Source organism: Mesoflavibacter profundi, assembly GCF_014764305.1.
In the GTDB taxonomy this organism is placed as follows: Bacteria; Bacteroidota; Bacteroidia; order Flavobacteriales; family Flavobacteriaceae; genus Mesoflavibacter; species Mesoflavibacter profundi.
This window is the reverse complement of record NZ_CP061703.1, coordinates 1,407,211-1,419,667: the sequence shown is the minus strand read 5'-3', so window position 1 is coordinate 1,419,667 and position 12,457 is coordinate 1,407,211. Positions and strand designations below refer to the sequence as shown.

The following is a 12,457-nucleotide window of genomic DNA, read 5'->3' as shown; positions in this document are numbered from 1 at the left end:
AACGTTTTATTAACTTTGCTAATTAATTTGTTAACTGTTTAATTTGGATCTAAAAGATATACCAAGAGTTAAAACCATAACTAAGGAAGCTTTTTTAAAAAATTATTTTAAGCCACAGCTTCCTGTTGTGATCGAAGAGTTTATTACAGATTGGCCAGCTTACTCTAAATGGAGTTTAGACTACATGAAAGACATTGCTGGTGAAAAAACTGTACCGTTATACGACGATAGACCAGTAGATTACAAAGATGGTTTTAACGAGCCTCATGCCAAAATGAAAATGAAAGATTATGTAGATCTTTTAAAAAAAGAACCTACAAAATACCGTATTTTTCTTTGGAATATCTTAAAAGAAGTCCCGCAGTTACAAAAAGATTTTAAATATCCAGATTTTGGGTTAAGGTTAATGAAAGGGTTACCAATGCTATTTTTTGGCGGTCGTGAGAGCTATACATTTATGCATTATGATATAGATTTAGCTAACATTTTTCATTTTCATTTTGAAGGTAAAAAACAATGTATATTATTTGACCAAAAGCAAAATAAACATTTATATAAAATACCACATTCGCTTATAACCAGAGAAGATATAGACTTTGCAAATCCAGATTATACCAAATGGCCAGCATTAAAAAATGCTAATGGTTGGGTTTGTAATTTAAATCATGGAGAAGTACTTTATATGCCAGAAGGCTATTGGCATTACATGCGTTATCTTACTCCAGGATTTTCTATGAGTTTACGTGCTATAGCACGAAACCCGAAAAACTTAGGAAAAGCTATTTATAACGTATTTATCATGCGAAGCATTGATAACGTCATGCGACGTATTAAAGGTCAAAAATGGATAGATTGGAAAAACCAAAAAGCCATTACAAATACAAACAAATTTTTAAGCAAATAATTACAAATGAAAAACGGATTACTTATACTTACTTGTCTAATCACAAGTTTTATGTCAGCACAGTCTTTTAGCGGAAAAGACGATCAAAAATTACAAATTGGTGCAAATTTTCAAGATAATGTAAACGGTATTGTAATCACTTACGATTACGGTTTAGGCGAAAACATTTCTGTAGGTTTAGTTACAGGTTATGCTTTAAATCTTAACAACGGTTTAGAAGCAGATTTTGATAACAGAATAGATTTAAAAGCTAGATTTAATGCCAACCTTGGTAACGTATTAAACATTAGCGATAATTTTGATGTGTATCCTGGAATAAATTTAGGGTTAAAAAACTTTGGTGGTCATTTAGGTATGCGTTATTTCTTTTCTGATGGATTTGGAATCTTCTCAGAATTTGGTACCACTTTTGCCAAATATAAATCAGGAAGATTAAGTCCTGCTGAAAAAATTCACAATCAATTTACTGCAAATATTGGAGCTGTATTTAATTTATAGTTCAGTACTTTATAAAATTAAAGCCTTTCAAATTTACTAATTGAAAGGCTTTTTTTATGGAATTAACTCATTTACCTTATCATATACTAAATGTGTTTCCCAACCGCGATAAAGTAAGTAGTCTACTAACTTTTTTTTCTTCTTAAAAGTATCGGTTTCTTTAAGTGCATTACATCTTTTTCTTGCTAATTGATCTATTGCGTTATAATAATCTTCATCCGTAATCGTCTTTAAAGCTTGATTAATATTGTAAGAGGAAATATCTCTTCGTTTTAATTCTAATTCCAAACGACGTTTTCCCCATTTTTTAATATTAAACTTTCCGCTAACAAATGCTTTTGCAAAACGTTCTTCATTTAAAAAATTATTATCGATTAAATGAACAATTATTACATCTATAGCTTCAGGAATCATCTTCATACTTAACAATTTAGTATACACATCTTTATGGCATCGCTCTTGGTAAGCACAATAATGTTCTAATTTTCTTTTAGCGTCTTCTACCGTATAAGAATTATTCATATTTCAATAATAAAACACATAATTAAATAAATATTAAAAAAGTAGGACAAATATTAAGTTTTAATTAAATATCACTATAAAATGTTGTCGTTCATCGAATTATTACGGATTTTACCCTACAGTTTACCTATATTTGCTTCTGGTCATTTTTTAAAAAACCAATTATAATGAAAAAACTAATACTATCAATAATTTTGACACTTACTGTTTGTGTTTCTTTTGGGCAATCTGATATTATAATTAGTCAATACATTGAAGCCGATTCTGGGACTATACCAAAAGGAATAGAAATATTTAATGTCTCAGGAGCTGATATAACTTTTTCTGCAACTAATAATCTTCAAGTTTATCAAGGAACAAATGGTGGAGCATGTAATCTACTGACAGGTATTAATATCACAAGCGGAACACTACTTGCAGATCAAGTTTGGGTAATTGGAACTTCTAACTTAACGACTTATGCAACCACAAATGGTACAAATCTTTCTGGAACAACAACGTATGCATTTTCATTTAATGGAGATGATGCGTTATCATTATATTTAGGAGGAACTATTCAAGATATGTTTGGTCTGTGCGGTACAGATCCAGGATCAAGTTGGTCAGGAAGTGGTGTAAGCACTGCTAACAATAACCTACAAGTATTAGATGGTTTATGTGATGGTGATATTGATGGTTGGTCTGATCCTAGCACAAGATTTACTCAAATCGCAGATGGATCAACTATGACAGGATTTGGAGATGCTCCTGCATCTTGTGGAAGCGTTACTCCACCAGACATAATATTAAACTCTGCTAATCCTGCAACTGCTGCTACAAATATTATTCAAGCTGCAGACGATACTCCAATCTACGCATTTGATTTAACAGTATCCACAGCCAATGCGACCTTAACAGATGTGTCTTTTACAACAACAGGTACATATGCAGCTTCAAACATCACAAATTTTAAATTATACTACTCTGCAGATGCAACTTTTAATGCAGGTACAGATACTTTACTTGATAATATAACAACAACATTAGGACCAGGCACACATACATTTACTGGATTTAGCCAATTAATTTCTAATGGAAGTACTGGCTATTTATTTATTACTACAGATATACCATGTACTTCAACCAATGGTAACACAATACAAGTAAGCGCTTTATTAACTACAGATTTAACCTTTGTTTCTGCTGGAAGTGTAACAGGAACAGCTTACGATAGTGATACACATACTATACAAACTGCAACACCAAGCAACGTTACAGGATTAACAACTTCTTTATGTGAAAATAATACTACTACTGTAGATTGGACTTTACCAACAGATTGTTATGATAATATTTTAGTGTTTGCAACAGACACATCTTTTTCTACAGCTACACCAACTGGAAATGGTGGTACATACACAGCTAGTACAACTTTTGGAGCTGGTACTGCTTTTGATGGTGGATTTTGTGTTTACAAGGGAACAGGAACTACTGAAACCATAATAGGCTTAACCAATGGTACTACTTACACCTATAAAGTTTTTACAAGAAACGATTTAGAATGGTCTAATGGCGTAGAAGTCTCTTGCACATCTGTATTTGCCTATTGTACATCAGGTGCTACAAGTGCTTTAGATTCGGAAATAGAAAATGTAACGCTAGTTGGAGAAAATAATACAATATCAAATAATACTACAGATGTATGTACAACTGGTGTTAATGATTATACTGCGATGAGTGCCGATTTAAATGTTGGTGGATCATATACTGTAATTGTAGAGTTTGGAGATTGTGATAATGGTACACAATATAACGGTGCTGGTGGAGTTTGGATCGATTGGAATGGCGATGGCGATTTTGACGATTTAAATGAAACTATTACAACTTTAGATGTTGCAGTAAGTGGCGGAAATGTAATAGAAAATATAACCATTAATGTTCCTGCTTTACAACCTGTAGGTAATTATAGAATGCGTATTGTACAAGAAGAAGGCGGTTCTACTGGAACTGTTTCGCCTTGCGGCACATTTACTTACGGTTCTACAGAAGATTACACCATAGAAGTGATTAATGCTTGTATACCTACACAAACTATTGTTAGCTTCACACCTACTTCTGGACCAACAGAAAGTATAGTAACAATAACAGGTACTGGCTTTTCAGGATCTTCAACTGTAGATTTTAATGGTACTAGCGCAACAATCTTAAGTCAAACTGCTACCGAATTAGTTGTAGAAGTACCAAGCGGTGCTACAACTGGTGTTATTACTGTAACCGAAAGTGGTTGTCCTGTAAATTCTTCGTCAAACTTTACAATTATAGATGCTTTTGGATCTTGTTCTGGAGGAACAAGTTTTACCGATTTAATAATTACTGAAGTATATGATTCTGATTCTGGAAACGGTTGGTACATGGAATTATATAATCCTACTGCAACAGCAATAGACTTAGATGCTGTAGGAACAGATTTTGAAATTGAACGCTATGCAGATATTGGCGATGCTGCACCATCAAGAACTATAGATTTAACAGGTACAGTTGCTGCCTATTCTGTGTTTACTTTAAGAATAGGAAGTGCTACGCCTAATCCATGTTCTACTATCACTTATGATTTTACAGAATTAAATGCAGGTATTAATGCTAATGATGAAATTAGATTAACTAAAAATGGATTGCAACATGATGTGGTACATTGCCCTAATGAAACTGGATATTCTATTTTAAGAAACTCTGTTGCAACAGGTCCATCAACAACTTTTACAGCTGGTGATTGGACAACAAATTTAACTGAAAGTTGTGCAGATTTAGGTGCATTTGTTTTACCTACTAGCTTACCTACAGCGTCTCCAATAAGCGACGTTTCTGGTTGTACTGGTGTTACTTTTAACTTTACAGCAACTGCTGGAAATTCTGGGACTTTAACTTATGCATGGTATTACAATGATGGCGTTTCTCCAACATGGTCTACCGTAACAAGTACAAGCTTTTTACCAGGATCTGTTACTGGAGAAAACACAAACACATTAACAATAAATGGGTTTGATTTAGATGGCTATCAATTTTACGCAGAAGTTACAGAAGATGGAAGTTGTGGACAAGCAACAAATGCAGCTCAAGTTAGCATGGTTACTACGACTTGGTCTGCAGGAACTTGGGATAATGGCGTACCTAATTTAACTACAGTAGCAATAATTAATGACACTTATAATACTGGAACAAACGGAAATATAGAAGCATGTAACCTTTACATTAATACTGGAAATACATTAACTGTATCTGCAAACTCATATGCTACAGTTCAATATAGCATTTATAACAATGGTGGTTTAATTGTTCAGCATCAAGGTTCTGTAGTACAAATTGATGACGCAGGAATATATGACGATTCTGGTAGCGCATTAGGATCTCCTACAACAGTAGAAAAATTAACCTCAACACTTGACGCTTGGTATGAATATACCTATTGGAGTAGTCCTGTGTCTGGTGAAACTTTTGGCAATGCACTTTTCCAATCTAGTCCATCTAGAAGATTTAGTTTTAATGCTGCTAATTTTATAGACTCTACCTACGAGACTAACAATGACAACACTGCAACTATTGGAGCAGGAATAGACGATATTGATGACGATGGAAATGATTGGCAATTAATGGCTGGCACAGATGTATTAACGCCTGGTGTTGGTTATGCGGCTACGCATTCAATCGCAGCATTTTCTGGACCTAATAATTACAACTATTCATTTAGAGGACCTTTAAATACTGGAACTATAGTTGTATCTGTAGAAAGAAATGACACAGAACTTGGAGATACAAATTGGAATTTAATTGGTAATCCTTATCCATCTGCAATAGATGCAGATCTATTTTTTACCGAAAATAATTTTGCTACAAATCCAACAGATGGTAAGTTAGATGGTGCTATTTATTTATGGTCTCAAGCAACGCCACCTTCTGCAACAACTAACGGAAATGAAGTTTTAAATTTTAGTAATAACGATTATGCGGTGATTAATGGTGCTGCCGAAGTTGCTGGAGGAGATTTAATAACACCTGACAGATTTATCCCTTCAGGACAAGGGTTTTTTGTTACTTATTCTAATTCGCCAGCTTCTACATCTGGTAACGTTAGATTTAATAATGCAATGCGTGTTAACTCTAATAACGATCAATTTTTTAGAACAGCTAATCAAAATGGAATAGATAATAAAATTTGGGTTAATCTAACTTCAGATTTAGGTGTACATAATCAAATTGCTGTTGCTTATGTTAATGGTGCTACTGCAGATAATGATGGTGAATTTTATGACGCAAAAAAATCTGGAGCTATTCTTTCGGATATTGCTTTATATTCGCTAATACCAAATAACGATAAAAAATTAGCAATACAAGGTAAATCACCTCAAGACATTAATCTATCTGAAGTTATCTATTTAGGCTTTATAAATAACATAGAAATTCCTTCTATTTTCACGATTTCTATAGATCATTTACAAGGTGATTTCTTATTAAACAATACAGCGTATTTAAAGGATAATTTATTAAACACACATCATAACTTAACTAATTCTGATTATGTGTTTACTTCAGATCAAGGAGAATTTAATAACCGATTTGAGATTGTTTTTACAAATCCTGCTTTAAGTATAGATGAATTTACATTAAACAACGAAAACACATCTATTATATCACTTCCTAACGATGAAATTAAAGTCACAGCACCAAAACATTTAAAAATTAAAAATGTTACTATTTACGATGCTTTAGGACGCAAAATAATCAAACTTAAAGGTCAAGAAAACACCGAAACATATCAATTAAACAATATTAGTCAAGCTGTTTATTTAGCTGAGATTGAACTTTCAAACAAACAAATTGTAACTAAGAAATTTATTAAAAAGTAATTTTAATACTAACGCTTTAAAAAAGGGAATCTAAAAAGATTCCCTTTTTTTATAGTGTATATTTTAAAGATACTATTAGATTTCTTCCTGGTGCTGCAATACCTGAAGAATACATTTTATAACGTTGATCTGTTATATTTTCTAAAGCTGCAGTAAGTAAAGCTTTAGGCGTTAAATTATATTGCGTTCTTAAATTAAGTGTGTACCAAGAAGGTGAGTAAGGATTACCGTTTTCATCTAAAGCATAAATGTAATCTTTACTTGCTTCAGATGGTGCCAATTGAGAAAAAGACAATGCATTATTGTAATTTACAAATCCATCTATTTTTATTTTATCTTTTGAAAAAATAATATGTGTGTTGCCAAAACTTGGAGCAACATGCCTAACAGGCACTTCTATACCATCTGTTGTTTCTGTACCACCAATAAAATTGTAGTTTGACGTTAATTTTACCGAATTTGAAAGCTTTAATAACGCTCCAATTTCAAATCCATAGATCCAAGATTTTGAGGCATTTTGTATAGATTGTACATTACTTAATTCGCCATCATATATAATTTCTGTTTCACCGTTTAAATCACCATTTCTTCTAACCAATGCATTATCTAAATAGGTGTAATACGTCGCCATATCTAAAACAAAAGTCTTATTAAAATTTAGTTTTAAACCTAATTCTCCGTTATATGCATACTCAGATTTTAAATTATTATTTGGTACAACTACAGATCCTGGTTCTGAGTCAAAAACCTTTCCTACATCATCTATATTTGGCGCTCTAAATGCTGTAGATAAATTAAATTTCCATTCTAATATTTGATTTGGTAACCACGTTATTCCTGCTGATGCTGTTAATGCGTCGGCATCTATGTTTGCTGTGTTAAACGGTAAGTTTAAATACTGATTATTAGACGTAAAATCTGAATTTTGAGCTATATGATTATATCTTAAACCTGTTTGTAAAACAAATTTTTTAGTTGGTTTATATTTATAATTCACATAAGCAGCAGCACTTTGCCAAGTTGCTCCGTCTGGATATCTTGACACAGTATTGGTTGTGGAATTATCTTCTATATTTAATGTAAATCCTTTAGAATTAATTTTATTATAGATATACTCTAATCCATAAAATAAATAGGAAGCTTCACTTAAATCTTTTTCAAGATCAAGGTTAAAAGAGATTGCATTTACTTGCTCTTCTCTAACATTTTTAAAAATAGATTGGTAATCTCTATCTAGTCTACTTTCTTCAAAAAATTGGTACGCTACTGTTGTCTTTACATTATCATATAACGAAGAATTACTATTTTTTTTGGTAATTTTTAAATTAGACATTAACCATCTTTGCGGTCCATAATCCCATACTGCAGATCTAAGTGTATTAGCTCTATATCTTATCAATCTGTCATATCTAGGATAATTAGAGGTTGTGGTATAAAAAAGTCCAAAATCAAAATCTAAATTATCTTTAGGAATAAATTTAATTTTCTGCATTAAATTTAATTGATTGTATCCTGTAAACTTTTGTATTTTAGGATTGTAATTGCTTATTATATAATCTTCATTATTGTTTGTGATTATATACTCTGGTCTTAAATACTCGTTTGGACCATTAGATCCCATTCTTAAATCTTCAAAATCTGTATACGTTATATTGGTTAAAAACGCCCATTTTTTTAAACCAAAATTAAGATCAAAATGGCCAGTTTTTTCTTGATTTGCTGTAGAATATCGTACTAATGTATTTGCTGTTACTTGTAAGGAATCTGAATAAGACAATTCTGGTTTTTTAGTGTAAAAACTCATTACGCCACCAATTGCATCGCTACCATAAATTGTAGATCCTGCTCCAAGCAAAACTTCGGTTTTATCTATGGATAATGGATCTATAGAGATTACGTTTTGTAAATTTCCGCCTCTAAAAATGGCATTATTCATTCTAACACCATCTACTGTAATTAATAACCGATTAGTAGAAAATCCTCTAATCATAGGACTTCCGCCACCTAATTGACTTTTTTGCACATAAACCTGCCCTGTACTTTCTAATAAATCTGCACTAGTTTGAGGATTATTTATAGTAATCTGGTCTTGACTTACCGCTAATATTTTTTTGGGTATATCTTTTAAATTTTGTTTAAAATTTGAAGCCGACAACACAACTTCTTCTAACCCTAATTGGTTGTCTATTAAATAGACAATTTCATTTTTAATACTATTTTTTTTTAAGCTTTTTAATTGATAAGCAATATGCTGAAAGTAAATGGTCTCCTTAGCATTAAAATTAGTTATACTAACTATTCCGTCTAAATTTGAAATAGCTGTTTTTGTTTGTGCTTTATTATATAAAGCAACGCCAACTATTGGTAAGTTAGTGTTAGTATCTAAAATCTTAATATTTTGAGCAGATAAAACTGAAGAAACAAGTAGTAATAATATTAAAAGGGTATGTTTAACTGAATACTTCATTTAAAATTTGCAGTGATTTTGGAGATTTAAAATTGCCCAAATGTAACTCAAAATACGTCAATAACATTGTTAAAAATGCTTGTCTTTGTTTTGCATTAATTTTTATTGAATCTAAAGCATCAAAATTTATACCTAATAAAGATTTTAAAAGTGTTAAATTTTGATCACCTATACAATATTTGGACGTATTAATTTCTTGAAACTGACCTTCATATAAATTAAAATATTCACAATCTATATCACTTGTATCTGGATAAAATCCTAGATATTTTGTAAGCTCTAATAAAAACAACAGATGAAAGTTAGCAAAATTATGATGCGTATCTAACCATTGTAAAGATGTTTGCAGATAATTAAAAAGTGATACGTTTTGTTCTTCTTCTTTTAAAGCTTGTGCTAAAATTTCGGCAATAAACATTGCTATAGCACTTTTTAAAATATTAGTGTGTAAACTTGTATATAAGAAATTAGATTTTAAATCTTTAATGTATTGTAAAGATCGATTCTCTTTATAATCTGTCTCTAATTGAAGTTGAGACAATGGTTGAAAATATGCAATCTTTTTATTATTCTTTTTAGATTTTAAAATTCCTTTTAAAATGTAACTAGTTATCCCTTTATCGTTGGTATAACATTTAACAATTAGATCATTATCATTAAATCTAATTTTGGTTAAAACTATAGCATTAGTAGTAATTAACATTACCTTATAACCATTAGTTTTAAAACTTTAGTTTCTAAAGTATCTAAATCGTTAAGCATAACAAGGTAAACTCCTGAAGCTACAGTATCTCCAACTAAGTTTTTACCATTCCACAATGCTGTTCCGCCATCAATTTCTAGGTTATAACCTTTAAATCTTGCATTAGTTTTAGATTGTGCTTCTGCAACAAGATTACCTTCTATGTCGGTAATTTTAATATTAACGTTTTCAGAGATATCTCTAATTTTAATTTTATTGGTTGCAATATCGTAATTAGGTCTTACTGGATTAGGAAACACAAAAGCATCTTCTAATGTTGTTTTTGGTTTTGAAGCATCTGATTTGAATGAAAGTAAGCCTTTTTCTGTAGCAATATAAACAACTCCATTTACTTCATCTAGTGCAACATCTAAAACACCATTGGTTGGTAAAGGAGAATTATCTTTAGTAAAATGAAAAATAGTTTCTTGACCATCTGAAGAAAAATAATACAATCCAGTATCTAAGGTTGCAATCCACTTGTTATTAGATCCATCTACTTCAATATCTGTCACATACTGCTGAAATAAAAGTTCACTTGCTTCACCGTTATCTAACACAATAATGTTATCTACTTCTGGGTTAGTTAAAAACTGCGTAGTATTATAAACAACACGTATACCTTTATCTGTACCTAACCATAATTGTCCTTGTCTATCTATAGCTATAGTTTTTACAGAAGGTGATGGCATGCCTTGTACTTCTTCTCTTATATTTACAAGAGTTGGATTACTTCCGTTTGGTTTATAAGCAACTAATCCATAACCATGACTTCCAGAAAATATCGTACCATTATCGTCAAAAACTATAGAAGAAAATCCTAAATTACTAGTTGCTGGATCTATTAAGGATTGATAACTGTATGATGTCCATTGACCAGATTCTGATTTTCTATTTAAAGTTTCATCAATCCTTCCATTATGTACATATAGATTACCATCTTTATCAAAATTTGATGCTAATAATAGGTGAAGATTACCAGCAAAAGGAAAAATCGTGCTATTGTCTTGGTTATAAAAATTTGAAATTTCGTTATCTTGGAATTCAATTAATCCAGAATAATATGAACCTATATAGACATTTCCAGAATCAAATGGATTAATAGAAATGTTTGATAAATACCATGGTCTAAATATGTTTTCTTCTAAAGTATCATAAACTATGTTTCGCCATTCATCTTCAATAAAATGACTAATACCTGTTCTTCTATTTCCTCCATTAAAATTATAGGTTACAGAAAAACCACCATGTGTTCCCCAAATTTGTCCTTCTTGGTATTTTATTTTAAAAAAACGATTCCTTAATGGACTTTCTGGATGAATTTCTTCAAAATCTTCGGGTGTAATTAAAGATGTTTTTAAAACACCATAAGCTGGTTTACCAGTATTTTCTATACGATTGGTACCAATATATAAATGGTCATTTAAATAAATACTTTTACTAAAATTACTATCAAATTCACTATTTGTAGTGGCGTTTATTATCGGTATAAAATCACTTGTATATGCATTTGCCTCTAGAAGTGTAGTAACTACTAAATTATCTTCTATATTTTTAAATCCAGTTATGTCTCTAGTATATGCAGCAACTTGAGATATAGCAATATTATTTAACTCGTAAACCCTTCTATTACTTCTAGCAACATAAATTTTGTCTGCAACTGCTTGAATACCAACCCAATTTCCTGGTCTAAAGGATTCCCATTGATTGTAGTCTATAAGATTAGGGTTTAATAGATCTGCTCTATATAAACTTTGCTCTGTTGAGGCGTAAAGATTACCTTCAAAAATTGTAGTTTGTGTTACTTTTAATTGAGATCCGTTTGGTCCAATATAATATGTGTCTCCAAATTCTAAAGAATTTATATTATATACCGAAATGCCATAATCTGTAGCAATATAAACCAAATCTCCATCTCTTGTAAAATGATTTATTTTTTTATCATTTGGTGGTATTGTTGGTTTTTCTATTATGTCTACAACAGTTAAAAAGCTTCTATTAGCTTCGTCATAGACTTGCATTAATCCGTTTTCAAAACCTATTAATACTAAACTTTCATCTTCTATATATAAAATACTACTAATTACTTCTCCAGAAATACCTTCTATAGTAGATATAGTTTCCATCACATTAGTATTTACATCGTAAGTAAATAATGCATTTTCTGCTGCTGCATAAAATTTATCTGTCCCATTTGTAATGTCTTTTATTTCCAAATAAGAATAATGACCTTTCCAAGCATCAGAAAATTCTTGCCCAAAAGCTTGACTAACTACAATTAAAAAGAAAAAAATAAAGTTTGTCTTTAAACAAGTCATTTACATGTGTTTTGTTGCTATAATAAAACCCAAAAATACTATATTTTATTGTATTTTAGGCCTCAATAATTTATAGCTTGTGTTATTTAGTAGCCCGGTTTTTCTATTTTTATTTTTACCTTTTTC

7 protein-coding genes are annotated in these 12,457 nt (G+C 31.0%); 3 read left to right on the top strand and 4 right to left on the bottom strand.

Features of this window, described 5'->3' with window-relative positions; translation table 11 throughout:
* Window positions 1-43: 43 nt before the first annotated feature.
* On the top strand, window positions 44-904 hold the full coding sequence (locus tag IFB02_RS06480; RefSeq protein WP_191073127.1) for a cupin-like domain-containing protein: 861 nt from the start codon (window positions 44-46) through the stop codon (window positions 902-904).
* 6 nt (window positions 905-910) lie between these two features.
* A complete protein-coding gene (locus IFB02_RS06475; RefSeq protein WP_106687531.1) occupies window positions 911-1,402 on the top strand; it encodes a DUF6646 family protein in 492 nt (163 codons plus the stop codon).
* A gap of 54 nt (window positions 1,403-1,456) precedes the next feature.
* Here IFB02_RS06475 and IFB02_RS06470 read toward each other — a convergent pair whose 3' ends face one another.
* On the bottom strand, window positions 1,457-1,924 hold the full coding sequence (locus IFB02_RS06470) for a regulatory protein RecX (protein WP_191073126.1): 468 nt from the start codon (window positions 1,922-1,924) through the stop codon (window positions 1,457-1,459).
* Window positions 1,925-2,091: 167 nt separating this feature from the next.
* Between IFB02_RS06470 and IFB02_RS06465 the strand changes: the two genes are divergently transcribed.
* Window positions 2,092-6,804, top strand: coding sequence for a GEVED domain-containing protein (locus tag IFB02_RS06465; protein ID WP_191073125.1), 4,713 nt, complete (start codon window positions 2,092-2,094; stop codon window positions 6,802-6,804).
* Between the two features lie 49 nt (window positions 6,805-6,853).
* Here the strand turns inward: IFB02_RS06465 and IFB02_RS06460 are convergent, their stop codons facing one another.
* The 3 genes from IFB02_RS06460 to porZ are packed head-to-tail and all read right to left on the bottom strand — an operon-like array spanning window position 6,854 to window position 12,331.
* Window positions 6,854-9,271, bottom strand: a complete 2,418-nt coding sequence (locus tag IFB02_RS06460; RefSeq protein WP_106687534.1) for a TonB-dependent receptor — start codon at window positions 9,269-9,271, stop codon at window positions 6,854-6,856.
* The gene (gene recO, locus IFB02_RS06455) at window positions 9,255-9,974 is read right to left on the bottom strand and encodes a DNA repair protein RecO (protein WP_106687535.1); all 720 of its coding nucleotides are present in this window, start codon (window positions 9,972-9,974) and stop codon (window positions 9,255-9,257) included. The genes IFB02_RS06460 and recO overlap by 17 nt, the downstream gene beginning before the upstream one ends.
* The gene (gene porZ / locus IFB02_RS06450; RefSeq protein WP_106687536.1) at window positions 9,974-12,331 is read right to left on the bottom strand and encodes a type IX secretion system anionic LPS delivery protein PorZ; all 2,358 of its coding nucleotides are present in this window, start codon (window positions 12,329-12,331) and stop codon (window positions 9,974-9,976) included. The genes recO and porZ overlap by 1 nt, the downstream gene beginning before the upstream one ends.
* Window positions 12,332-12,457 lie beyond the last annotated feature (126 nt).